Here is a 24,468-nt window from a genome sequence, read left to right as displayed (position 1 = left end):
GCCGCGACACCACGCGGTGTGGTCGCGGTGGCCGATCCGGACTCCCACCCTGCACCGCTCCCGGACAGCCGCGTTCAGGCGGACGGCGAAGGCGCGCCCACCCTGGCGAGCGCAACGCCCTTGCGAACGCTGCCAGTTCGCCTGTCCGAACCACCCCTCTCCAGGGCCTCGATCACGCCGTACAGCCGCACCACCGGCGTGCCGGCGCTCATGGTCCGTCCCCCGGTTCCGCGGCCTGGGGCAGGGTCACGCGCATGAACGCCCGGATCGGGCCGACGATGTCGAGATCCTGGTCGAGCAGCCACTGCAACTGCAAGCCGTTCAGCACGGCTTGGAGCACGGTGGCCGCTTCGTCGGGGGCCAGTGCCGGGTGGAGCTCTCCACGGCGGGCTTTCCCCCGCATGCCCTGCGCGAACCGGTCGCGGCCCCAGGCGTAGCGCTCGGCGAAGTAGCCGTGCGCGGGGTGCTCCGGCCGGGAGGCGGCCGCCGCGAGCTCGATCCACAGGCGCATCAGTTCGGGGGCTTCCTGGTGGTGGCGCAGCATGTCCCCGAGGTAGGGCGCGAGATGGTCCATGTCCGGCACCCGCGACTCGGCGTAACGCCGCTCCTCGATGTCCCGTTCGGCGAGCACGGCGGCCAACAGGTCGTCCTTGTTGCGGAAGTGATGGAGCAGTCCGGCGTGGGTGATACCGGCCCGCTCGGCGATGTCACGCAGCGACGCCTTCGTGAACCCGTGCTCCGCGAAGCTCTCGCGGGCCGCTCTGACGATCTCGGCCCGTCTGGCGGCTGTCTTGGTGTACGGACCGCGGGCTCTGGCCTGGGTCACCGTGGGCTTCCTCTTCCCGGATCCGGCATCACAACACCAAAAACCTTCCAGATCTTAGATTTTCACGCCTGCACGGAGTCTGACCGGCAGACGCGGCGAACACAAGAGGCGGGGACAGGCCGTTTCGCGCCAGGTAACGCTCTGATTACGAACACGCTCCCCCGACTTCCCGCGCCTCCCTCAGGGGCTTACCTTCCGAATGAAATCCGACCACGTGGTAACTGTTCGCGTGACGGGAGGCATCGGCGGTTCGACCGCCGCGTCCCTCCGCTCACCACCCGCATGCCGGCCTCACGGGGCACCGCCGCACATCCACCCCCACAGATGCGTCGGCCGGCTCTCGTGCACCCCGCGCATCACCACCCACACACCGACGCACTGACGAAGGCCTCGGCTCTTCAGGTTCCAGGACGAAGGAATCCGCCCATGCGCATCCGCTTCTCGCCTTCCCGGCCCGGGCCACGGCCCCGTCGACGGTCCCAGGCTCTGGTGGCCGTCACCGCCGCCACCCTGCTGGCGACGGCCGCCTGCGACAGCAGCCCGGCCACCACGTCGGGGACCGGCACCGACGCGACCCTCGCCCTGTCCATCCTCGGCACCCCGAACTCGTTCGATCCCGCCCAACTCGTCGAAGGCCAGCAGACCTACGTCTGGGACTCGATCTTCGACACCCTCCTGCTCCAGGACAACAAGGGCGAACTGCATCCCGGAGCCGCGCGGAGCTGGTCGTACTCCGCCGACGGGCGCACGCTCACCCTGAAGCTCCGTCAGGGCATGAAGTTCAGCTCGGGCGACCCGGTGAACGCCGACGCGGTGAAGGCCACCCTGGAGCGGATCCGCTCGACACCCGGCCAGAGCCAGCTGTCGCTGGCCGCCATCGCGTCGGTCGAGGCACCCGACGCCTCGACGGTCGTCATCAAGCTCTCCCGGCCCGAGGCCTCCCTGCTCGGCGCCCTGTCGACGTCGCCCGGCGTGATCGGCGACCCGAAGACGATGGGAGACAAGAGCACCACCCTGAACCCGGTCGGCTCCGGCCCGTACACCCTCGACACCAAGGCCACGGTCAACGGCTCGGTGTACGTCCTCAACCGGCGCGACGACTACTGGAACAAGAAGGCCTACCCCTTCAAGACGGTCAAGATCCGTGTGATCACCGACCCCACCGCCTCGGCCAACGCCCTCAAGGCCGGCGAGACAAACGCCGGCACCGCCGACGTCTCCCAGCTGCCTGCCCTCAAGGCGGCCGGCTTCCAGATCACGCACGTCCAGGCCACCGCGGGCGCCTTCCTCGTCCTCGCCGACCGCGCCGGCGCCAAGCTGAAGCCGCTCGGCGACCTGCGCGTGCGCAAGGCGATCAACATGGCCTTCGACCGGCAGAAGATGGTCACCCAGGTGCTGCGCGGCTCCGGCAAGGCCACCGACCAGCTGTTCAACCCGAAGGGCGGGGCCTACGACGAGGCCCTCAACAAGGCGTACCCCTACGACGTCGCCGGAGCCCGGAAACTGCTCGCCGAGGCCGGCTACCCGAACGGCTTCTCGGTGACCATGCCGAGTCTCGTCTTCACCAAGTCCTTCGAGCCGCTCTTCACCCAGGCCCTCGGCGACATCGGCGTCAAGGTGACCTGGGAGCCGGTGCCCGCACAGCAGACCACCACCGCCGTCGCGTCCGGCAAGTACCCGATGTTCCTGCTCGTCGAGGGCCTCGCCTCCGACGCGATCATGACGCGCAGCTTCTACAGCGCGGCCGGCTTCCGCAATGTCTTCCACTCCACCGACCCGAAGCTCACCGGCCTCCTCGACCAGGCGTCCAAGGAGCTCGACCCGGCCAAGGCGGCAGGGATCTACCGGGAGATCAACGAGTTCGGCGTCGAGAACGCGTGGCTGGCGCCCGTCTTCTACCTCGGTACCGACTGGGCCACCAAGAAGGGCATCAGCTATCTCGGCGACGGCTCCTCGACGATGGCCACCATCCGGCAGTTCGGCGTGACCGGCGCGTCGCGGTCCGAAGGGTGAACCGCCGCCCATGACGCTCTATGTGCTGCGTCGCCTGACCGCGGGCCTGGTGCTCGCGGTCCTGGTGACCATGATCACGTTCCTGCTGCTCAGCACGTCCTTCGACGACGTCGCGAGCAGCGTCCTCGGCAACGGCGCCACACCCGGGCAAGTCGCCGCCCAGAAGGCACAGTTGGGCCTGGACCGGCCGCTGGCGGTGCAGTACGGCGACTGGCTCGCGCACGCCGTCCGCGGTGACCTCGGCGCCTCCTACTTCACCAGCGAGCCGGTCCGCTCGGCCATCACCGCCCGGCTCGGCGTCACCCTGTCGATCGTCGTCGTCGCACTGCTCGCCACCTCGCTCATCAGCGTCGCCCTCGGGGTGGCCGCCGCCGCGCGCGGCGGCGCCGTCGACCGTTTCGCGCAGGGCGCCGCGATGATCGGCTACCTCGTCCCGAGCCTGCTGGTCGCCATCGCGCTGGTCTACGTCTTCGCCATCAGGCTGCACGTGTTCCCGGCCACCGGCTACACCGACTTCGGCGAGAGTCCGGCCCGCTGGGCGAGTTCCATCGCGATCCCGGTGGTCGCGCTGATGATGGGCGGGGTCGCCAGTCTCACCTCGCAGATCCGCGGCGCGATGATCGGCGAACTGCGCAAGGACTACGTCCGCACCCTGCGCACCAGGGGCATTCCCACCCGCTCGATCGTGCTGCGCCACGCCCTGCGCAACGCGGCGGGCCCGGCCCTGACGGTGCTGTCCCTGGAGTTCATCCAGATGCTCGGCGGCGCCCTGATCATCGAGCAGATCTTCGCGCTGCCCGGCTTCGGCCAGTACGCGTTCAACGCCTCCCTCCAGGGCGACGTGCCGATCATCATGGGCATCAGCCTCTTCGGCGTGCTGCTGGTCGTGGTCGTCAACCTCGTCGTCGACCTCCTGGGCGGCTGGCTCAACCCGAAGGCGAGGACGGTCAGTTGACGACACCCACCGCGGACACGCGCCGCCGGTCCACCCTGCGCCGCCTGCTCGCCGACCCCCAGGCCGTGATCAGCGCGAGCCTGCTCACCGTCGTGGTGCTGCTCGGGCTGCTGGCCCCCGTCCTCACCGACCACGGGCCCAACCAGGCCAATCTGGACGCGGTCAACGCGGGTGTCGGCGAGCACGGTTACCTGCTCGGCGGCGACAAGAGCGGCCGCGACATCTACGCCCGGCTCCTGTTCTCCGTGAACACGAGCGTGGTCTCCGCGCTCATCGGCGCGAGCATCGCCCTCGCGATCGGCATCACGTCCGGACTGGTCGGGGGCTACTTCGGGCGGCGGGTGCGCTCGGTCACCGAATGGCTCTTCAGCCTGATCATGACCTTCCCCGGGCTGCTCCTGCTCATCGTCCTGATGCCGGTGACCAAGGGCGACTACAAGGCCACCATGCTGATCTTCGGGGTGCTGCTCTCCCCCGGCGTCCACCGCCTCGTACGCAATCTCGTCCTGGGCGTGCGCAACGAGCTGTACGTGGACGCCGCACGGGTCTCCGGGCTGCCCGACCGGCGGATCCTGCGCCGCCACGTGTTCGCCGTGGTGCGCGGACCGGTGGTCATCGCCACGGCGTTCCTCGCGGGCTCCTCGATCGCCGTCCAGTCGGGCCTGGCCTTCCTGGGCGTCGGCTCGAACACGGTACCCAGCTTCGGCGCGATGATCTCCGAGGGATTCACCAACCTCTACGAGGAACCGTTGCAGTTCCTGTGGCCCAGCCTCGCCCTCGGCATCATCACCGCCTCGCTGGTGCTGCTGGGCAACGCGCTGCGGGACGCCCTGGAGGGCGGGCGCCCCCGGCCGGTGCGGATCGTGACCGCCACCTCCTACCGGCCGCCGGCCGCGCACGAGGCCGCCGGCGGACTGCTCACCGTCGACGACCTGGCGATCGCCTACCGGACCCCGACCGGTGAGCTCAAGGAGGTCGTCAGCGGCGTCACCCTGAGCGTGGCGGCCGGGGAGACCCTGGGGCTGGTCGGCGAGTCCGGCTCCGGCAAGACCCAGACCGCGTTCGCCGCGCTCGGCGTGCTGCCCGCGGAGGCGGTCGTCACACGCGGTTCGATCCGCCTCGACGGCCGCGAACTGCTGGGCCTGAGCGAGCGCGAACTACGGAGCGTACGGGGCACGTCCATCGCGTACGTCCCCCAGGAGCCGATGTCCAACCTGGATCCGTCCTGCACGGTGGGCGCCCAGCTCGTCGAGGGCGTGCGGGCCGCCACCCCCATGTCGAGGGCCGAGGCCCGCGAACGGGTCCTGGCGCTCCTCGCCCGAGTCGGCATCACCGAACCCGAGCGCACCTTCCGCTCCTACCCGCACCAGATCTCCGGCGGGATGGCACAGCGCGTCCTGATCGCGGGTGCCGTCGCCAGCCGTCCCCTGCTGCTCATCGCCGACGAGCCGACGACGGCCCTCGATGTCACCGTCCAGGCCGAGATCCTCGACCTTCTGCGCGACCTCCAGCGGGAACTGAACATGGCCGTGCTGCTCGTGACCCACAACTTCGGCGTCGTCGCGGACATCTGCGGCCGGGTGGCCGTCATGCGGGAGGGCACGGTCGTCGAGACCGGCACGACGGGCGAGCTGTTCGCCGCGCCCCAACACCCGTACACGCGACGGCTCCTGGACTCGATCCTCGACGAGAGCACGCTGCGTACCGACCCGCCGGCCGCCGCCGCGCTCGAAACGGAGAAGCGATGACCAAGCTGCTGGAGGTGAGCGAGCTGCGCGTCACCTACCCCGGGCGCGGCTTCCGGGCCCGCCCGCACGAGGTGCTCCACGGTGTGTCGCTCACCGTGGGGCAGGGCGAAACCCTGGGTGTCGTGGGCGAGTCGGGCTCCGGCAAGACGACCATCGGCCGGTCCGTGCTCGGCCTGGTCGCGCCCAGCGGCGGTACGGTCCGCTTCGACGGACACGACATCACCCACGCCCGAGGCAAGGAGCGCCGCGCCCTGGCCCGGGACATCCAGGTGGTGTTCCAGGACCCGTACTCCTCGCTCAACCCGGCCCTCACCATCGGCGACATCCTCAGCGAACCGCTCGTCGTGCAGGGCACCGCGGCGAGCGAGGCCCGGCAGCGGGTGGCGCGGCTCCTCGACCAGGTGGGACTGCCGGGCGACGCCGCGCAGCGGCTGCCGCGGGAGTTCAGCGGCGGTCAGCGCCAGCGGGTGGCGATCGCCCGCGCGCTGGCCCCGGCGCCCCGGCTCATCGTGTGCGACGAGCCCGTCTCCGCGCTCGACCTCACCACCCAGGCCCGGGTGCTCGACCTGCTCGTCGACATCCAGCGCCGCACGGGCGTCGCCTACCTGTTCATCTCGCACGACCTCGCGGTCATCCGGCACGTCAGCCACCGTGTCGGCGTCATCCACCGCGGCGACATCGTGGAAACCGGCCCGGCGGGAGAGATCACGACGAGCCCTGAACACCCGTACACTCAACGGCTGTTGCTGGCGGCACCGGTCGCGGACCCGGCCGAACAGCGGAGGCGTCGCGCGGCGCGGCAACGCCTGTGAGGCCGTGACCGCCGCGTCAGGATGATCGGCGGCCGACTCCCGTCCGACAGCGGTCTCACGGTCAGCGGGGTCCGGGGCTTCGGCTCGGGAGACCGAGCGGCCCTGTCTCAGGTGCGCGCCCGCACCGTCGGGCCGGACGTCCGCTACGACCGCCGGCCGCGCCGGCTCCACAACAGCCGACTGGTGTACGGCCGATGGCCCTGGACCTGCCGCGCCTGGACGCGGGCGCGGCGTACGGGGTGGCGGTCGACTCCTTTGGCGAGGCCGGCGCGCGCCCGTAACCGGGCCGGGGGCCATGAGGCCGCTGCCAGTCGACGCCACTCACGTACTCCGCACCACGGCGCTTCAGGACTCTCCGCGTTCCTCCGCCCCCGTGGCGAGAAGGCCGTTGACCACCAGACGGGCCAGCAACTCCGCCGTGGCGGTGAGTTGTTGTGCCGAGGGATCCGGCCTGCCCAGGCGGCGGGCCAGGGGGCCGTCCAGCATCCCCGAGACGGGAGGGATGACGGCGAAGAAGAGGACGTCCAGCGGGATGGGCGCCATGCGGCCGGCGGCGACCAGCCGTTCGATGCTGGGCAGCATGCGCTGGAGGGTCGGCTCGATGTACCGCTCGTAGAGGTAGTCAAGGCGCTCGGTGTCCTGGGAGAACTCGTTGATGAGGACCCGTCCGACCAGGGGTGTGTCGACCGCGCTCCGGTAGAAGCCCGCGATCAGCAGGCGCAGTTGCTCGGCGTCGTCGAGCGCGGGGTCCGCCTCGGGCAGGTTCGCCAGTTGTGCGCGCAGGGCGGAGTCGACGACCGCGCGCCAGAAGGCCGCCTTCGATCCGTACCGGTCGTTGATGAAATTGTGGCTGACCCCGAGGCGACGGGCCAACTCCCGCGCGGAACCGCCGTCGTAGCCCAGTTCCGCGAAGGCCTCCAGGCCTCGGTGGAGAATGCTCTGCTCGTCGGGCACGGCACGTGTGTCCGCGCCCGGACGCCCCGGCCGCCGGGCGGGTTCTGTTCTGGCTCCCACCATTGCCTCCTCACCGATCGCCCCGGCTGTCTGGGACTCGGCCCCAGCTTAGGGCCTCATCACACCTTACTTGACACCTGTCAGAATAAGGCTAATCTGACAGGTGTCAGATCGCTTGTGCCCTCCCGGGACGGTCGGTTCCGCCCTGTGCCGGACCCGCCGTACCACCGCGAAAGCGAGAGCCCTATGACCGCGCACCCCCCACCCCACAAGGCCGGCGAATGTAGGGGCGCCCTGGAGGCGGCCCGCCGTCCTGACGGCCGGACCGATCGTCTGGTGACCCTGTTCACCGTCGGTGACCCGCTCGCCGACGCCGTCGTCGCCGAACTGGACCACTACGGCTCGCCCGCGCGGCGCACGCTCGACGCGGGCCTCAGGAACGGGCTGGCGAGCCTGGACGCGAAACCCCTCACAGCCGTGACCGCCCTGCTGCGACAGCTGGAGACACCCCCGCCCTGGGTCGACCCCCTGATGCTCCATCGCGGCGACCTCGCGAGCCTGTCCGTGGCGCCGATGTGGTTCCAGCTCTGCTCGGTCACCGTCGCCCTCGCCCACACCTACGCGTCCCCGGCCACCGCCCAGCAGCTGGTCGCCGAGGGCAGACCGGCCGACCTGGCCGCACGCCGGCTCGCGGAGGCCGGGGTGTGGGCCCGGCAGACCGTCCGGCCGGGCGGACTGCTGCGCGGACGGCCGGGCTACCTGGCCACGGTCGAGGTCCGCCTCCACCACGCCCGGATGCGGGCCCGGGCGGTCGAGGAGTGGGACCTGGGCGCCGCTGGTCTGCCGATCGGCCGGCTCGACATGGCCCGCACCTGGCGCGGGTTCACCCTCGTCGCGTTCCGGGCACTGGAGGCCCTGGGCATCGGCACGGGTCCCGACGAGCAGCGCGACCTGTACCGGTACTGGGCGTACGTCGCTCATCTCCTGGGACTCGACGAGAGCCTCCACCAGGACGTCCACGACCATGCCGACGCGCAACGGCTGCTGGACCTGCTGGAGCAGCTGACGCCCGTGCCCGACGAGAACGCGCGCGTGCTGATCACCGCGCTGGTCGACGCGCAGGCTCGCGCCACGGCCGGCGCACCCGGCGCGGACCTGTCCGAGGAGCAGGTGCGCCACCTCCTGCACAGCGTGCTGCGGCGCACCTTCGGACCGCGGTGGGGCGACCGCGTGGGCCTTCCCGAGGTCCCGTCCGCGACCGATCTGCTCCCGCTGATCAGCCGGCTCAACCGTGAGGCCCGCTACTGGCAGACCTACTCCCCCGCCTCGGTCCAGGAAGCCCGGCGGCGCGCGCTGGCCGGTCCCGCAACGGAACCGACCGCGGCCGTCGAGCCCTGCGGCAGCGTCTGCCGCGGAGCCACGGCAGGCGCCCGCCCGGCCATTCTCACCGAGGCCGCCTGACCCTCGTCCTCCGCTCTCACCGGGGTCGCCTGATCCTCGCCTCCGCCCTCACCGAGGCCGCCTGATCCTCGTCAACCGTCCGCGCCGACCCGCACGGCCGGTCCCCGGACACCCCGCACGGCCGGCCCCCGGACACCCGGCGCCCGCCGGGCCCCCGACGTGACGTGCTCCGACGACGCAGCCGTCCCGCACCCCGATCGACTGTTCCCTCACCCCTCTTCAGGAGTCCCGTCATGTCTCAGACCTCCACCGATGCGCAGGGCACGGCCACCGTGTCCACGCTCCCGCACTCCGACGCCCCGCCGCGTCACCGCTGGTGGATCCTCGCCGCCATCGGCGTGGCCCAGCTCATGGTCGTCCTGGACGCCACCATCGTGAACATCGCCCTGCCCTCCGCCCAGCAGGACCTCGGCTTCTCCGACGGCGACCGGCAGTGGGTCGTCACCGCCTACGCCCTGGCCTTCGGCAGCCTGTTGCTGCTCGGCGGCCGTATAGCCGACCTGTTCGGCCGGAAGATGACCTTCCTAATCGGCCTCGTTGGTTTCGCCGGTGCCTCCGCCCTCGGTGGTGCCGCCACCAACTTCGAGATGCTCATCGTGGCCCGTGCCGCGCAGGGCCTGTTCGGTGCCCTGCTCGCCCCCGCCGCGCTGTCCCTGCTCACCGTGACCTTCACCGACGCCAAGGAACGCGCCAAGGCCTTCGGGGTGTACGGCGCCATCGCCGGCGCGGGCGGCGCCATCGGCCTGCTGCTGGGCGGCCTGCTCACCGAGCACCTCGACTGGCGCTGGACCCTCTACGTCAACCTCGTCTTCGCGGCCGTAGCCTTCGTCGGCGGAGCCCTGCTGCTGCGCCGGACCACCCGCGACCGGTCCGCCACCCTCGACATCCCCGGCGCCATCCTGGTCGGCGGCGGTCTGTTCTGCCTCGTCTACGGCTTCTCCAACGCCGAGAGCCACGACTGGAGTTCGCCCCAGACCTGGGGCTACCTGCTCGCCGGCGGCATCCTGCTCGCCGTCTTCACCTGGTGGCAGACCCGCGCCGCCCACCCGCTGCTGCCCCTTCGCGTCCTGCTCGACCGCAACCGCGGCGCCTCCTTCGTCGCCGTCCAGATCAGTGGCGCCGGCATGTTCGGTGTCTTCCTCTTCCTCACCTACTACCTTCAGCAGAGTCTCGGGTACACGCCCATCAAGACGGGCCTGGCCTTCCTGCCCATGGTCGCCGCGCTCATGGTGGCCTCCACTCTCGCCTCGACCGTGCTCATCCCCCGCATCGGCCCCAAGGCGACCGTTCCGCTGGGCATGGGCCTGGCCGCCGCCGGCATGGTCTGGCTGACCGCCCTCGACCTCAACAGCGTCTACGCCACGGACGTCATGCCCCCGCTGATCGTCGCGGGTCTCGGGCTCGGCCTGGTGATGCCGCCCGCCATGAGCCTGGCCGTCGCCGGCGTGGCCACCGAGGACTCCGGTGCCGCCTCGGCCGCCGTCAACACCATGCAGCAGGTCGGCGGTTCCCTGGGCACCGCCCTCCTCAACACCCTCTCCACCACCGCCGTCACCAACTACCTCGACGGCAGGAACCCCAAGGACCCGGCGGTCCTCGCCCAGGCCGGTCTGGAGGGCTACTCCACCGCCTACTGGTGGTCCGCCGCCTTCTTCGCCGCCGGACTGGTCATCAGCGCCCTCCTCTACCGGCGCGGAGTACCCGAGCAGGACCCCGACGCGGCACCCGTCGTCCACATGTGAGACCGGTCCCGTGGGCCCGGCGAGAGGCATCTCTCGCCGGGCCCTTCGTCCGACCGCTCCCCTCCGACCGTGTCAGTGGATGTGGGACCCGCCGTTGACGTCGTAGGTCGCGCCGGTGAGATAGCCCGACTCGGGCCGCGCCAAGCCGAGGACGAGCGCGAGAGCGCCTGGTCGCACCAACCCGGGTCGGCGAGCAGGGCCCTGATGCAGGTGGAGAAGTGCGCGGCCGCATACTGAGCAGCAGCCACGCTTCCCGTGATCCACTCCCTTCCGACCTCCCCTTACGGACGAGATGACCACGCTCTTCAACGACGACGCCTTCGCCCGGCTCCTCCTTTCCAGTCACCAACGATTGACCGGCACCCCACTGTCCCCCGCGGAGTCCGGCGGTGACGCGGCCCGCTGGCTCTACGAGGACCCGTCCTTCGGACTCCTCGCGCACGGCACCGGCGCAGATCCGCTGTTCATCTACGCGAACAGAACCGCCCAACAGTGCTTCGAATACTCCTGGGAGGAGTTCGTGCGGCTCCCGTCCCGGCTGTCCGCGGCGGCCGAGGGACAGGACGACCGGGAGAAGTTCGTGCGATCGGTGACGGAACACGGCTATGCGTCCGGCTACCGGGGTCTCAGGATCGCCAAGTCCGGCCGGAGGTTCTGGATCGAGGACGTGACCATGTGGAATCTGGTGGACACCGAGGGCGTCCACCACGGTCAGGCCGCCGTGTTCCGTTCGTGGACGGACGAGGCACGGGGAGGGACCGGCGGCTGAACCGAACCCTCCCCCGTCCTACCGCCGCGTGCTCCCCCCGTCCGCCACCACCAGCTGCCCCGTGATGAACCCGGCGTCGTCGGAGGCGAGGAATGCCACCACGCCCGCGACGTCGGCGGGCAGCTGGACGCGCTTGATGTCCTGGCCCCGTACGACGTGCTCGAAGAAGGCGTCGTCCGTGGTGGCCTCGGACGCGGCCGTGCGGACCAGGCCCGCCGCGACGCCGTTGACGGTGATGCCGTGCGCGGCGAGGTTGGCGGAGAGGACCGAGGTGAGGCCGTTCAGCGCGCCCTTGGCCGCGACGTACGAGACGAAGGGCGGCGGTGGGGTCCAGTAACTGGACGACGTGATGTTGATGATCCGCCCCGCCTCGGACTCCCTCAGCTGCGGCAGGAACGCCCTGGAGACCAGGAAGGGGCCGTCCACGTTGACGGCGAAGGTGCGGCGCCAGTCGTCGTAGGTCACCTGGTCGATGTCCCCGAGCAGGACGACGGCCGCGTTGTTCACGAGGATGTCGGCGCCGCCGAGCTCGGCGCGGACCCGGCCGGCGAACTCCTGGACCGCCCTCTCGTCGGACACGTCGACCTTGTCGCCGTAGAACCTCCGGCCGGTCGCCGTGACGAGCTCCCGCGTCTCCTGCGCCGGGTCGAGGTCCGCGACCGCGATGTCCGCGCCCTCCGCCGCGAGCCTGCGGGCGATCTCCTGCCCGATGCCGGCGCTGCCCCCGGTCACGACGGCCGTCCGTCCCGTCAGTCTGCCCGCCATGGCGCATCACTCCTCGCTTCGGCCCGCACGGACCGTCCCTTCTGGATCGTGCGCCGTGCGGACGCGGACGGGAGCCGCTTGTCCGTCCAATGAACATGTCCGTTGAGGGTGACGGGCGTCACTTCCTACCTTGTCGCTGCTCGCCGGTGCGTCATCCCGCCGAGCGTCCCGCATCAGCTGTGGTCGAACGGCCGCGAAGAAACAGCAGGGACCGGCCAACGCCGGTTCCGTCAGCAGCGCTTGGCGCGCAAGGAGTCGTCGATGGTACAGACCGATTCGCCCCGTGCGACACGGGGAGAGGGTGACAGATACACCCTGGGACGCGGCACGCTGGCCGCGGTGGTGCTCGCCGTGTGCCTCGCGCAGATGGCCCTGTCCGTGCCCTCGCTCATCACCGGGCTGATCCAGCAGGATCTCTCGCCGTCCTCGGCACAGCTCACCTGGATCGTCGACGCCTTCTTCATCCCCGTCGCCGCGCTGGAGCTGGGCTTCGGCGTGTTCGGTGACCTCTTCGGCCGCAAGCGCCTGCTCATCGGGGGCGCCGCGCTCATCGTCGTGGGCTCGGCCCTGGCGGTCCTGGTGCCGGGAGAGGGGACCTCCGCCGACACCCGGGTGACGCTGCTGATCACCGCCCAGCTCCTCAGCGGCATCGGTGCCGCGGCCATCTTCCCGACGAGCCTCGCCATGGTGGCGGCCGGCACCCACACCACCGCCACCCGCGCGCGGGGCGTGGCGGTCTGGGCCGCCGCGCTGTCGATCGGCGGCTTCCTCGGCCCGCTGCTGGCAGGCGTCGGCGCCAAGATCCACGCCGGCTGGGACGGGACCGGGAACTGGCGCTGGGCCTACGTCGGTGTCCTGGCCATCGCCGCGGTCAGCGTGCTCCTGTCGCTGCTGTGCGCCCAGAACTCCGCCTCGCCCGAGGGGCGTTCGCTCGACTGGCCGGGGCAGATCACCGCCGCGCTCGGCCTCTTCGCCCTGCTGTACGCGGTGATCCAGGGCCCTGAGAGCGGCTGGGGAAGCCCGCAGATCGTCATCGCGTTCGTCGCCGCGGGCGTCTTCCTCGTGCTGTTCGTCCTCGCGGAGGGACGCGCGGCCGAACCGCTCCTGCTGCTGAGCGCCTTCAAGAACCGGGCGTTCGCCGTGAACTCGGTGGCCACCGTCGTCGGCATGTTCGGCTTCCTCGCGATCATGTACTCCACCAGCATCCGCCTCACCAGCGTCCAGGGGTTCAGCCCGCTGAAGAGCTCCGTCGCCTACCTCTTCTTCGGAGGCATCGGCTTCGTGCTGCTGCCCCTCACGTACCGGCTGCTGGAGCGCTTCAACCCCCGCTGGGTCCTCTTCGCCGGCCTGGTCCTGATCGGTGCCGGCGGGCTGTGGTTCGCCTCGGTCCCGGCGAGCGACCGGGCACTGGCGTCCATCGTCGGGCCGCTGATCCTCGCCGGTGTCGGATCGGGACTCGCCTTCGCCGCCATGAGCGCGGTCGCGGTCAACTCGCTGCCCAACCACCTCGCCGGAATGGCGAGCGGCGCCACAAGCACCTTCCGCGACCTCGGGTTCGCCTTCGGTCCCGCGATCGCGGGCGCCGTAGCGCTGGGCCAGGCCGCCAAGGAGATGGCCCGCGAAGTCGCCGCCAATCCCGCACTGAGCAAGGCGTACGAGGCGTTCCAGGCCGCTCCCGCGCATGCGCCCGCGGACCAGAGACCGCAACTGGAGGCGGCCGTGCACGCCGTGGCCTCGGGCCCGCTCGGCGCCAACTCGGTGCCCGCCACCGTGACATCGCCGGACGGTCAGGTCATCCCCTTCAACCCGCTCAAGGACGTCGCCTTCCACGCGCTCAGCAACAGCTACTCCCACGCGTACGTGCTGGGCGGCGTGGCCGCTCTCGTGGCGGCGGCGCTGACCCTCCTGGGTGGACGCGGCGGTCCGGGCGAGTCCCATCTCGACGACTGACAGGAGCCGACACATGAACACCGCGCACCTGGCAACGCGCACCACCACGGTCGCCAACACCGCGCACCCGGCAACGCGCACCTCCACGGTCGCCGAGGCGGAGGCGGCGTGGCTCGTCGCCATCACCCGGGGTGACGACGAGCAGCGCGCCCTCATGCTGCCCGACTGCACGATCGTCCACGCTCCGGTCGGCCACATCCACGACCGCGAGAGCTTCCTCGACCACAACGCGTCCATGGGGGCCACCCTCGAGGCCGAGACCAGCCACGTCACGTGTCAGGAGCGGGAGGGGCGGGCCGTGGTGACGTGCCATCAGAAGATGAGCATCAGGCGCATACCGGATCTGCCCACGTTCCTCGTGCAGGCCGTGGCCACCCGGGTGTGGTTCGCGACCGACGAGGGCTGGCGGCTGGGCCATATGCAGCTTTCCCGGCGTCAGCCGTCGGTATGACGCGCCGGTTCCCCCGCCGCGCGGGCGGTCATGCGGTACGGATGGGAATGCCCGGCCGCCAGCCGAGGCTCCTGGACAGCCCCAGACCGCTCGCGACCAGCGAGGGAACCGCCGCCTGGAGTTTGATGGAACCGGCCGCCACCACCACCGACAGCGCCGCTACGACCTTGCCGGTGCCGTCGACGATCCGGGTCGCGACCGACTCGGCCCCCTCGCTCAGCTCCTCCTTGACGACGACCGTGCCGGTGGACCGGCAGGACGCCAGTTCGCGGCGGAGCTCGGCGGGGTCGACGATCGTCCTGGGCGTGAAGCGCTGGAGCCGTCCCGCCAGGACCTCGTCGATGAAGCCCGGACTGCTGTGGCTCAGCAGCACCTTGCCGACGCCCGAGCAGTGCAGCGGCAGCAGGCCGCCGACCTGGGAGGTCAGGCCGACGGCATTGACCGCCGACAGCCGTTCGATGATCACGGCCTGGTCGCCCTGGAGGACGGCGAGCTGCACATGCTGGCGCAGCGCGGTGTACAGGTCCTCCACGAACGGCTGCGCGGCGCTGCGGAGGGTCTCGGCGCGCGGCGCGAGGGTCCCCAGGCGCCACAGCGGAAGGCCGATCGCGAAGCGGTTGTCGCTGGTGCGCTCCAGCGCGCCGACCTCGACGAGTTCGAGGGTGAGGCGTCGGGCGGTGGCATGCGGCATGCCCGTGCGCCGGACCAGGTCGGCCAGGCTCAGTTCGGTGTTGTTGGGGTCGAAGGCGAACAGCAGGTCCCACAGCCGGGAGCTGACTGACCGTCCGGGTTCGTTGGCGCGAGGCATGGGCCTCTCCTCTGCGGCTCGTGACCCCCCTCACCCTACGCACAATGTTCGTTGGATGAATAGATCTGTTCTATCAACGCACATCGTGACGGACTCTTGCGTGCAGCCAGTCGTCCAGGCCAACGGGAGTGAAAGACCATGAGCACAGCAGACGGTCCCAGGATCGCGATCCTCGGCGGCGGCATCGGTGGCCTCGCCGCCGCCGGGTTCCTGCGCGACCAGGGCTTCGAGAGCCAGGTCTACGAACAGGCCGCCGCCCTGACGGAAGTGGGCGCCGGACTGGTGATCGCCCCGAACGCCGCCCGCCTGCTCCGCCGCCTCGGCGTGCTGGACCGGTTCGTCGAGCGCGCGGTGCGCATGGAGATCGGCTGGGAGTTCCGCCGCTGGGAGAACGGCGCCGTGCTCTCCGCGGAGAACCTGGAAGAGGGCTGCATCAGCCTGTACGGCGAGCACACCTACGCCGCCCACCGGGCCGATCTGCTGAACGCCCTGCGCTCGGCGGTCCCGGAGCGCTCGCTCCACCTCGGCAGGCGCTGCGTCGCGGTCGAGTTCGAGGACGACCGCGCGGTGCTGCGGTTCGAGGACGGCGAGACGGTACGCCCGGACGTCCTCATCGGCGCCGACGGCATCCACTCCCGCGTGCGCGGCGCCGTCGTCGGGCCCACGCAGACCCGGGAGTCCGGCATCTGCGCCTTCCGGGCCCTCGTACCGGCCGACAAGGCACCCGAGTTCGCCCGGCGGCGCGCCCAGACCCTCTGGATCGGCCCCGACCACCACCTCGTGCACTACCCGGTCTCCGGCGAGGAGTACGTCAACCTCGTCGCCTTCGCACCGGCCGGGGTCGACAGCGTGGAGTCGTGGACGGCAACCGCCACGGTCAGGGAACTCCTCGACGAGTTCGCCGGCTGGGACGAGCGCCTGGTGCAGCTGATCCGGGCCGCCGAGACACCGGGACGCTGGGCCCTGCTCGACCGCGAGCCCCTCGACCACTGGAACCGCGGCAACGCGACCCTCCTCGGCGACGCGGCCCACCCGATGTTCCCGTTCTTCGCCCAGGGCGCCGCCCAGGCCATCGAGGACGCCGCCGCCCTCGCGCTCTGCCTCGCGGCGGACCCGGGCGACCCGGTCCGGGCACTGGGCCGCTACGAGGAACTGCGCCGCCCCCGCACGGCACGCCTCCAGGAGGTGTCGCACGGCAGGTCACACATCAACCACCTCCCCGACGGCCCCGAACAGCGCGCACGCGACCGCGCCTACGCGGAGTCCGACCCGCTGCGGTCGAACGGCTGGATCTACGCGTACGACCCGGAGGTCGCCGTTTCATGAGGGACTACGCGTCCGACCCGAAGGTCGCCGGCTCATGAGGATCACCGCCGCCGTGTCCCGCGAGGGCCGGGACGTCCCCGCGCTCGAAGAGGTCGATCTGGAGGATCCGCGGCCGGACGAGGTCCTCGTGCGGATCGTGGCCACCGGCATCTGCCACACCGACATCAACGCGCACCAGGGCCGCGGCCTGCCCGTGCCCCGGCCGATCGTGCTCGGGCACGAGGGCGCGGGCGTGGTGACGGCGGTCGGCGCCGGGGTCACGCGCCTGACGCCCGGCGACCACGTGGTGCTCTCCGGCAACTCCTGCGGGGTGTGCCCCCGTTGTCTCGACGCGCGGCCCACCTACTGCCGCGAGGCGATGCGTGTCGCGTTCGGCGGGGCCCGGCTCGACGGCAGCTCTCCGGTCACCCGGTCCGGCGAGCGGGTCGCGGCGATGTTCTTCGGACAGTCGTCCTTCGCGACGTACGCGCTGGCACCGGCCCGCAGCGCGGTCCTGCTCCCGAAGGACGTACCCCTGCACCTGATGGGACCGCTCGGCTGCGGTGTCATCACGGGCGCGGGGTCGGTCCTGGAGGCGTTCCGGATCCGGCCCGGACAGTCGATCGCGGTGTTCGGCACCGGAGGCGTGGGGCTCGCGGCCGTGATGGCGGCCCGCCTCGCGGGCGCGCGGCGCGTCGTCGCCGTGGACGTCAACCGCCCCCGGCTCGACCTCGCCGTGGAACTGGGGGCGACCGACGCCGTCCCGGGTGACGTCGGCACCGACGAGGAACTGCGACGCATCGAACCCGACGGGTTCGACTTCGCCTACGTCACCGCGAACGTTCCGTCCGTCTATACGACCGCGACGGCGTGCCTGGGCGTGGAGGGCACCCTCGGCTACGTGGCCCCGCCCGCGGGCACGTGGGTCCCCGACACCGGCTTCCTGCTGGCCGGCGGCCGCCGACTGCAAGGCATCATCGGCGGCTCGGCGAACCCCCACACCCTGATCCCCCAGCTGGTCGAGTACTGGCGGGCGGGCCGGTTCCCCTTCGACCGGCTGATCGAGGAGTTCTCCTTCACCGACTTCGCCAAAGCGTGGACGGAGACCGCCTCGGGGCGGGTCATCAAGGCCGTGCTGAGGATGCCGTAGAGCAGGAATCGCACCGCGAAGGAACCGTCCACGCGGTCGCGGTCCATCCACGCCGATCAAGGCGTTGACCGTCCAACGAACACCACCGTTGTCCCAGGCCGGGGCGGGTCTCAGACTCCGGTACAGAGCCGGGCACGAGGCAGGCCCCTCCCCCACATGTGTCGAACCTGAATCGCCCAGAGAGGCGGACCCTCGCATGGCAACCGCAACCGGAAGCGCACTCGTCGTTCGGACCCTTCAGCGAGCCGGAGTCACCGTGGCCTTCGGGCTACCCGGAGCGCACATCGACGGCATCCTCCAGGACTCCCTGGACGCCAAGCTCCGCGTCGTCGACGTGCGTCACGAGGTGAACGCCGGACATGCCGCCGAGGGGTACGCGCGCGTCACCGGTGATCTGGGGGTCGCCGTAGTCACTGCCGGCGGCGGCTTCACCAACGTGCTGACCTCGATCGCCAACGCCCATCTGGACCGCACCCCCGTGCTGTACATCGCGGGCTCCGGTCCGCTGGAGACGGATCAGGTCAACGACCAGCAGGCCGGGTTCGACCAGGTCGCCATGGCCGCCCCGGTGACCAAGTTCGCGCATCGCGTCACCCGCACCGAGCTGATCCCCCGCCTGGTCGCCCAGGCCGTCCGGACCGCGCTGTCGGAGCCCAGGGGCCCGGTGCTCCTCGACATTCCCTGGGACGTCCTGCGCCAGTCGGTGGACGTCGACTCGGTCGACGACTACCGCGTCGAGGTCGACGGCACCGGTGTCTCCCCCGCCGGTGCCGTCGACCGCATTCTCGACGCGCTCAGCACCGCTCGGCGTCCGGTCGCGCTCGTCGGCAAGTCCTTCGTGACCGCCGAAGCCCGTGCGCAGCTGCACGAGTTCGCCGCCCGTACCGGGGTGCCCCTCTTCTCCGACTGGGAGGGCCTCGGCGCGATCAGCGGCTCCGCACAGCAGGTCGGTCTCGTGCAGACCCTGGCCACCGTGCCGGAGGGCGAGCGGCCCGACCTGGTCCTGATGCTCGGGCTGCGGTTCGGCATGACCACGCAGTTCGGCACCGGCCGGCTGCTTCCCAAGAGCGCCCGGCTCTTCCAGATCGACCCGGACGGGCGGGAGCTCGGTCGGTTGCAGGACGTCGAACTCGGCGTCCAGGCCGACCCGGTCGGCACGGTCGGCCTGCTGAACGCGCGCCTGGGCGACAGCGCCGTGCCTTCCGGGCGCGAGGACTGGCTCGTGGCCCTGCGCGGCATCTCCGCCGAGCGGCGGTCCGCGCTCGCCGCCGAGACCGAGGAGCACGAGGACGATGCGATCCACCCGTACCTCGCGGTCCGTACGATCGCCGAGAGCGTGCCCGACCAAGCCACCGTGGTGGTCGACGGGGCGCTGACCGAACTGTGGCTCTCGGAGACGATCGCGCTCGCGCCGCTGGCCCACTACCTCGGGCACGGCTACCTCAGTGCGATGGGCAGCAACTTCGGTGTGGCGCTGGGCGCGCAGTACGCGGCCGCCGACAAGGCGACGATCCTCGTCACGGGTGACGGGGCCGTGGGCTACAGCCTCGCCGAGTTCGACACTCTGGTCCGGGCCGGGCTCCCGGTCGTAGTGATCGTCCTCAACAACCGGGCCTGGGGCGCCACTTTGCACACCCAGCAGTTCCTCTTCGGCGAGGACCGCGTCACCAACAACCGCCTGGAGAACGGCTCCTACAGCGCGGTGGCCCGCGCGCTCGGCGCGGACGGCGTCGACGTCACGGAACCGGACCAGCTGCGCCCGGCGATCGAGGCCGCCCTCGCGGCCCGCCGGCCGACCTGCATCGACGTCCGCGTGAGCCTCGCCCCCGTCCCCCCGGAGGAGCGCGTCCTCAACGGCGGGGCCCCCTTCGGCGGCATCGAGGTGGACGCGTGAGCGGCGAGGTGCCCGTCCAGGACCGGCGGCAGCGCTTCCTCGGCAAGACCTGCCTCGTCACCGGCGGCAGCCGGGGGCTCGGCCTCGCGACCGCGCGGGCCTTCGCGCGCGAGGGCGCGCGCGTGGTCGTCATCGCGCGCGACCCCGACCAGTTGAAGACCGCGAGCGAGCTGATCGGTGAGGGCACGGTCGCCGTCTCCGCGGACCTGTCCTCCGTGGCCGGCATCAAGGCGGCGCTCGCCGAGGTCGCCGCGCAGGTCGACCGGGTGGACGCCGCGTACATCAACGCGGGGCACGCGGGCATGAAGCGCCTCGACGACATGGACGAGGCCACCTGGGACCGGGTGTTCGACACCAACGTCAAGGGCTCGTTCTTCTTCATGCAGGCCCTCAGGCCCCTGCTGGCACCCGGCGGGGCGGTCGTCTTCTGCGGCTCGGCGGCCGGTCGCCGGGCCAGCGCGGGCACGGCCGCGTACGGCAGCAGCAAGGCCGCGCTGGAACACCTGACCCGCGTCCTCGCCGCCGAGGTCGTGGAGGACGGCATCCGGGTCAACATCGTCATTCCGGCCGGCATGAACACCGACATCTCCGCCCGTACGACGGGACTGCCGCCCGGCGGAGCGGACGCGTTCCGGGAGCGGCTCAGGCTCAGCACCCCGCTGCTGCGGGAGGGAGAGCCGGAGGAACTCGCCGCCGCGGTGCTCTTCCTGGCCTCCTCCGAGGCCGGCTACATCACCGGTACGGCCCTCCTCGTGGACGGCGGCCTCACCGGTTTCCTCCGCCCCTCCGCATAGACAGGCGGCACGCCATGGAGTTCCCCTTCGGCCAGCCGACCGACGCAGTCGTCCAGGTCGCCTACGCGGTCCCCGACCTCACCGCCGCGATGCGCTGGTGGACGGACCACCTCGGCGTCGGTCCCTGGTTCGTGAACGCCAGGCTCGGCGGCGAGGGCTCCACCTACCGCGGTGCGCCGGGGAAGGCCGAGTTCACCCTCGCGCTGGCCTTCTCCGGCCACTTCATGGTCGAGCTCGTCCAGACCCTCGACGACGAGCCGTCCATCTACAAGGACGCCCGCGAGCGCCATGGTTACGGCTTCCACCACGTCGCCAAGATCGTGCCGAACGTCAGGGAAGAGGTCGCACGCCGTGAGGCGGGCGGAGCGGTGGTTCGCTTCCACGACCTCGCCCCAGGAGGCGAGGTCTTCTTCCTGGACGGCGGTGACGACGCCCCGGGGATGATCGAGCTCGTCCAGGACAACGAGATCACACGTGGGATCTTCACCTCCGCGTGGCGGGCGGCGGTCGGCTGGGACGGTTCACGACCGGTACGCGACTTCACGGAGCTGCTGCCGAACTGACCTGGCGATCAGAGAACCAGGACCGACATCCACACCACCCACATTCCCAGGGTGAGGATCAGAACCGCGCTGTTGCTCAGCCACCGTCTGATCCAGAGGAGGGTGACCGGCCCGGTCACTCCGGTTCCCAGCGCCCGTCGAGTCAGGACGTGACCCACTTGGCGTGAGGCGAACAGCGCGCTGGGCACCGCGGTGACCAGAGACAGCGCGATCCGCACGAACCGCTCCGCCGTTGCATCACCCGGGACCAGCAGCAGAGCACCGACCAGGAGCAGGGCTGCGACGACGAACCACATCCATGAGCGGAACGCCAGCACGTCCGAAGCGGGGAACCACACGCCGTTCTCGGCCTTCCGGTGGATCTTTCCCGGGCGAAGCCTGAGCAGTTCCGCCACGGCCTGGTCGGCTTCAGCGGCCGCGGTCGCCGCCTCCTGCCGGTCGCCATGTCCGAAAACCAGAAATACCCAGGTGGTCAGGCGGGTCTCGAAGGATCCCAGCATGCCCCTGTGATTCTTCGTCGCCGCAGCCATCGCCGCCATCCTTGCTGCCGGTAGGAACAAGACCCGTCGATCCCGTCCACTCACCGTGTGGTGTGGTGAGGGTACCGACGGCTTGCCTTGGCCCCTCAAGGTGGGCCCATGTCGACGTGCGACGCGGGCTCGTGTGCCCAGGTGTTCGGAGGTGCCCACCGGCAGGTCCACCTCGTACCTGGTCGTGAGGGCACCAGTACTGCGGTGGTTCGCGTTCCGAAGATGTGGCCGGAGGACAGTGCCACCCTGCCCTGCTCGAGAACTGGCGTGCCGGCCCGGCGAGGTCGGTGACAGGCACCAGGCCCGTTGTGCTCTCTTCCTGGCCGACGCCGAGGGGTCGGCAGTCCAGCCAGGCCAGAGGGGTTCCTTCCGGCTTGGTGAAGGTGACCCCCGGCAGGTGCTCGGCAGCGAGGCAGACCAGCAGGGTCCGGTTCGCGGCCGCGACGAACGCGCGCGCGGTGACCGGCCGGTGGTGCTCGGCGCAGGCGATGAGGGCGATGAGGGCGATACGGACGGGCCGCTCGATGACTCGACGCCGTCCGCCCGCAGCGGGCCGCCCGCCGCGGTCGGCCTCACCCACCCGTCCGGCCGTCCATGGGCGGCCGCCCGAAACGCGGACGCGAGAAGCCCCGGCGACCCCAGCACGACCACGACCTCCGGGAAACCTTGTCGATACGTCCTGACAAAGCTATTGACATCACCCCGGGGCCATTTCATAGTACCTGCACTAGCGCGCGCTAGTAACGCGCTCTAGCCGGTCAGCAAGGCGGCATCACCCACAGCTGCCCCAGACAACCTTCTCTTCTGCCGCACAGGTCACCCCGCAACCGATCGCCCGACCAGCAAGGCAGCGACCCCGATTCCCACCATGCGCACAGTGAGGTGCAAGGGACATGCACAGATACCACCGAGCCGCCGCTCTCACCGCCGCCGTACTGGCCGGCACCCTGTTCGCCGCCGGCTGTTCCAGCAGCTCCGGCGGCAAGAAGTCCGAGGAGAGCGCCGCCGGCGTCTCGGCGGGCAAGGCGAGCACGCCCCGGATGACCGTCGCCATGGTCACCCACGCCTCTCCCGGCGACACCTTCTGGGACCTCATCCGCAAGGGCGCCCAGGCCGCCGCCGCCAAGGACAACATCAAGCTCGTCTACTCCAGCGACCCCAGCGCCGGAAACCAGGCCAACCTGGTCCAGAACGCCATCGACCAGAAGGTCGACGGCATCGCCCTCACCGCCGCCAAGCCCGACGCCATGAAGGACGTCGTCGCCAAGGCCAATGCCGCCGGGATCCCCGTCGTCGGCTTCAACTCCGGTGTCGACGACTGGAAGAAGCTCGGCATGCTCGAGTACTTCGGCCAGGACGAGAACATCGCCGGCCAGGCCTTCGGCGCACGCCTCAACACCCTCGGCGCCAAGCACGCCCTCTGCGTCATCCAGGAACAGGGCCAGGTCGCCCTGGAGGCCCGCTGCGCCGGTTTGAAGAAGGGCTTCAGCGGCAAGACCGACATCCTGTACGTCAACGGCACCGACATGCCGTCGGTGAAGTCGACCATCACCGCCAAGCTCAGGGCCGACTCCTCCATCGACCAGGTCGTCACCCTCGGCGCCCCGATCGCGCTGACGGCCGTCCAGTCGCTCTCCGACGCGGGCAGCAAGGCGAAGATCGCCACGTTCGACCTCAACAAGGACCTCGTCAAGGCCGTCCAGGACGGCACCATCGAGTTCGCCGTCGACCAGCAGCCCTACCTCCAGGGCTACCTCGCCGTCGACTCCCTCTGGCTGTACAAGACGAACGGCAACTTCAGCGGCGGCAGCACCGCCCCGGTCCTGACCGGCCCCGCCTTCATCACCAAGGACAACGCCGACTCCGTCGCCGCCTTCGCCGCCAAGGGAACCCGGTGATGAGCACGGCCCAGCACGCCGAGCCGGCGGTGACCACACCGCCGGCCCCCGGCCCCGCGAAGGAAACCGACGGGCGGACCCGGCAGCGCCCCCTGGCCGTCCGCCTCCTCGCCCGCCCCGAGGTGGGGGTCTTCCTCGGCGCCGTCGCCGTGTTCGTCTTCTTCCTGATCACCGCGCCCCCGGTGCGGGACGGCAGCTCGATGGCGAACGTCCTGTACCAGTCCTCGACCATCGGCATCATGGCGCTGCCGGTCGCACTGCTGATGATCGGCGGCGAGTTCGACCTGTCGTCCGGTGTCGCGGTGATCACCTCGGCCCTGACCGCGAGCATGCTCGCCTACCAGCTGAGCATGAACATCTGGGTCGGTGTGATCGCGGCCCTGATCGTGTCCCTCGCGGTCGGCTTCCTCAACGGCTGGCTGGTGGTCAGGACCGGACTGCCCAGCTTCCTGATCACCCTGGGCACCTTCCTGATCCTGCAAGGCGTCAACCTCGCGGTCACCAAACTGGTCACCGGCAACGTCGCCACCGACGACATCAGCGACATGGACGGCTTCGACCAGGCCAAGTCACTCTTCTCGTCGTCCTTCGACATCGGCGGCGTCGACGTGAAGGTCACCGTGGTGTGGTGGCTCGGCTTCGCCGTGCTCGCGACCTGGGTGCTGCTCCGCACCAGGTACGGCAACTGGGTCTTCGCCGTCGGCGGCAACAAGGACAGCGCCCGGGCCGTCGGTGTCCCGGTCACCTTCACGAAGATCAGCCTGTTCATGCTGGTCGGCTTCGGTGCCTGGTTCGTCGGCATGCACCAGCTGTTCGCCTTCAACACCGTGCAGTCCGGCGAGGGCGTCGGTCAGGAGCTCATCTACATCTCGGCCGCGGTGATCGGCGGCTGTCTGCTGACCGGCGGTGCCGGATCCGCGATCGGCCCGGTCTTCGGGGCGTTCATGTTCGGCATGGTCCAGCAGGGCATCGTCTACGCCGGCTGGAACCCGGACTGGTTCAAGGCGTTCCTCGGCGTGATGCTCCTCGGGGCCGTCCTTATCAATCTGTGGATCCAGCGCTCGGCGACCCGGAGGTGAC

Annotated in this window: 22 protein-coding genes; 16 read left to right on the top strand and 6 right to left on the bottom strand. The window is 70.7% G+C overall.

The genetic code is table 11. The features are described from left to right. Positions 1–74 precede the first annotated feature (74 nt). The gene (locus tag ACFULQ_RS12720; protein WP_383542024.1) at positions 75–212 is read right to left on the bottom strand and encodes a hypothetical protein; all 138 of its coding nucleotides are present in this window, start codon (positions 210–212) and stop codon (positions 75–77) included. Continuing rightward, positions 209–826, bottom strand: coding sequence for a TetR/AcrR family transcriptional regulator (locus ACFULQ_RS12715; RefSeq protein WP_383542023.1), 618 nt, complete (start codon positions 824–826; stop codon positions 209–211). Before ACFULQ_RS12715 ends, ACFULQ_RS12720 begins: the two co-directional genes overlap by 4 nt. Positions 827–1,252: 426 nt before the next feature. On the opposite strand from ACFULQ_RS12715, the gene ACFULQ_RS12710 reads away from it, so the two are divergent. Genes ACFULQ_RS12710 through ACFULQ_RS12695 form a run of 4 tightly spaced genes read left to right on the top strand, consistent with a single transcriptional unit; the run spans position 1,253 to position 6,354 of the window. Next, positions 1,253–2,839, top strand: a complete 1,587-nt coding sequence (locus tag ACFULQ_RS12710; protein WP_383542020.1) for an ABC transporter substrate-binding protein — start codon at positions 1,253–1,255, stop codon at positions 2,837–2,839. 10 nt (positions 2,840–2,849) lie between these two features. Further along, positions 2,850–3,794, top strand: coding sequence for an ABC transporter permease (locus ACFULQ_RS12705; protein ID WP_383542017.1), 945 nt, complete (start codon positions 2,850–2,852; stop codon positions 3,792–3,794). After that, entirely contained in the window at positions 3,791–5,542 is a 1,752-nt protein-coding gene (locus ACFULQ_RS12700) for an ATP-binding cassette domain-containing protein (RefSeq protein ID WP_383542015.1), read from the top strand. The genes ACFULQ_RS12705 and ACFULQ_RS12700 overlap by 4 nt, the downstream gene beginning before the upstream one ends. After that, on the top strand, positions 5,539–6,354 hold the full coding sequence (locus tag ACFULQ_RS12695; RefSeq protein WP_383542013.1) for an ATP-binding cassette domain-containing protein: 816 nt from the start codon (positions 5,539–5,541) through the stop codon (positions 6,352–6,354). Before ACFULQ_RS12700 ends, ACFULQ_RS12695 begins: the two co-directional genes overlap by 4 nt. Positions 6,355–6,699: 345 nt before the next feature. Here ACFULQ_RS12695 and ACFULQ_RS12690 read toward each other — a convergent pair whose 3' ends face one another. Continuing rightward, positions 6,700–7,308 (bottom strand): TetR/AcrR family transcriptional regulator, encoded by a 609-nt coding sequence (locus ACFULQ_RS12690; protein ID WP_383542010.1) that lies wholly within the window; start codon positions 7,306–7,308, stop codon positions 6,700–6,702. Between the two features lie 246 nt (positions 7,309–7,554). Between ACFULQ_RS12690 and ACFULQ_RS12685 the strand changes: the two genes are divergently transcribed. The 3 genes from ACFULQ_RS12685 (at position 7,555) to ACFULQ_RS12675 (ending at position 11,280) form a co-directional block, all read left to right on the top strand. Continuing rightward, complete coding sequence (locus ACFULQ_RS12685; protein WP_383542007.1) at positions 7,555–8,769, top strand: oxygenase MpaB family protein; 1,215 nt, start codon at positions 7,555–7,557, stop codon at positions 8,767–8,769. Between the two features lie 233 nt (positions 8,770–9,002). Continuing rightward, positions 9,003–10,511, top strand: coding sequence for an MFS transporter (locus ACFULQ_RS12680; RefSeq protein ID WP_383542005.1), 1,509 nt, complete (start codon positions 9,003–9,005; stop codon positions 10,509–10,511). Between the two features lie 292 nt (positions 10,512–10,803). After that, complete coding sequence (locus tag ACFULQ_RS12675) at positions 10,804–11,280, top strand: MEKHLA domain-containing protein (RefSeq protein ID WP_383542002.1); 477 nt, start codon at positions 10,804–10,806, stop codon at positions 11,278–11,280. Positions 11,281–11,298: 18 nt separating this feature from the next. Here the strand turns inward: ACFULQ_RS12675 and ACFULQ_RS12670 are convergent, their stop codons facing one another. Then, entirely contained in the window at positions 11,299–12,045 is a 747-nt protein-coding gene (locus ACFULQ_RS12670; protein ID WP_383542000.1) for an SDR family NAD(P)-dependent oxidoreductase, read from the bottom strand. Positions 12,046–12,306: 261 nt separating this feature from the next. Here ACFULQ_RS12670 and ACFULQ_RS12665 point away from each other — a divergent pair, with 261 nt between their 5' ends. Next, the gene (locus ACFULQ_RS12665; protein ID WP_383541998.1) at positions 12,307–13,995 is read left to right on the top strand and encodes an MFS transporter; all 1,689 of its coding nucleotides are present in this window, start codon (positions 12,307–12,309) and stop codon (positions 13,993–13,995) included. Between the two features lie 13 nt (positions 13,996–14,008). Next, positions 14,009–14,446 (top strand): nuclear transport factor 2 family protein, encoded by a 438-nt coding sequence (locus ACFULQ_RS12660; RefSeq protein ID WP_383541996.1) that lies wholly within the window; start codon positions 14,009–14,011, stop codon positions 14,444–14,446. A 28-nt stretch (positions 14,447–14,474) separates the two neighbouring features. Here ACFULQ_RS12660 and ACFULQ_RS12655 read toward each other — a convergent pair whose 3' ends face one another. Continuing rightward, positions 14,475–15,254, bottom strand: a complete 780-nt coding sequence (locus tag ACFULQ_RS12655; RefSeq protein ID WP_383541994.1) for an IclR family transcriptional regulator — start codon at positions 15,252–15,254, stop codon at positions 14,475–14,477. 138 nt (positions 15,255–15,392) lie between these two features. Here ACFULQ_RS12655 and ACFULQ_RS12650 point away from each other — a divergent pair, with 138 nt between their 5' ends. The 5 genes from ACFULQ_RS12650 (at position 15,393) to ACFULQ_RS12630 (ending at position 20,960) form a co-directional block, all read left to right on the top strand. Further along, positions 15,393–16,580: an FAD-dependent monooxygenase gene (locus ACFULQ_RS12650; RefSeq protein WP_383541991.1), complete on the top strand. Its 1,188-nt coding sequence runs from the start codon at positions 15,393–15,395 to the stop codon at positions 16,578–16,580. A gap of 34 nt (positions 16,581–16,614) precedes the next feature. Next, positions 16,615–17,709: an NAD(P)-dependent alcohol dehydrogenase gene (locus ACFULQ_RS12645; protein WP_383541988.1), complete on the top strand. Its 1,095-nt coding sequence runs from the start codon at positions 16,615–16,617 to the stop codon at positions 17,707–17,709. A 196-nt stretch (positions 17,710–17,905) separates the two neighbouring features. Beyond that, positions 17,906–19,603, top strand: a complete 1,698-nt coding sequence (locus tag ACFULQ_RS12640) for a thiamine pyrophosphate-binding protein (protein WP_383541985.1) — start codon at positions 17,906–17,908, stop codon at positions 19,601–19,603. Then, positions 19,600–20,397: an SDR family NAD(P)-dependent oxidoreductase gene (locus ACFULQ_RS12635; protein ID WP_383541983.1), complete on the top strand. Its 798-nt coding sequence runs from the start codon at positions 19,600–19,602 to the stop codon at positions 20,395–20,397. The genes ACFULQ_RS12640 and ACFULQ_RS12635 overlap by 4 nt, the downstream gene beginning before the upstream one ends. 14 nt (positions 20,398–20,411) lie before the next feature. Continuing rightward, the gene (locus ACFULQ_RS12630; RefSeq protein WP_383541980.1) at positions 20,412–20,960 is read left to right on the top strand and encodes a VOC family protein; all 549 of its coding nucleotides are present in this window, start codon (positions 20,412–20,414) and stop codon (positions 20,958–20,960) included. A gap of 8 nt (positions 20,961–20,968) precedes the next feature. Here the strand turns inward: ACFULQ_RS12630 and ACFULQ_RS12625 are convergent, their stop codons facing one another. Continuing rightward, a complete protein-coding gene (locus ACFULQ_RS12625) occupies positions 20,969–21,490 on the bottom strand; it encodes a hypothetical protein (RefSeq protein ID WP_383541978.1) in 522 nt (173 codons plus the stop codon). An 893-nt stretch (positions 21,491–22,383) separates the two neighbouring features. On the opposite strand from ACFULQ_RS12625, the gene ACFULQ_RS12620 reads away from it, so the two are divergent. Both ACFULQ_RS12620 and ACFULQ_RS12615 read left to right on the top strand, forming a co-directional pair. Next, positions 22,384–23,388, top strand: coding sequence for a sugar ABC transporter substrate-binding protein (locus ACFULQ_RS12620; RefSeq protein ID WP_141202684.1), 1,005 nt, complete (start codon positions 22,384–22,386; stop codon positions 23,386–23,388). Next, entirely contained in the window at positions 23,388–24,467 is a 1,080-nt protein-coding gene (locus tag ACFULQ_RS12615; protein WP_383541974.1) for an ABC transporter permease, read from the top strand. The genes ACFULQ_RS12620 and ACFULQ_RS12615 overlap by 1 nt, the downstream gene beginning before the upstream one ends. Position 24,468: the final 1 nt, after the last annotated feature.

Origin of the sequence: Streptomyces sp. NPDC057253, assembly GCF_042669125.1 — a bacterium.
Lineage (GTDB): Bacteria > Actinomycetota > Actinomycetes > Streptomycetales > Streptomycetaceae > Streptomyces.
This window is presented reverse-complemented; position numbering and strand designations above follow the sequence as displayed.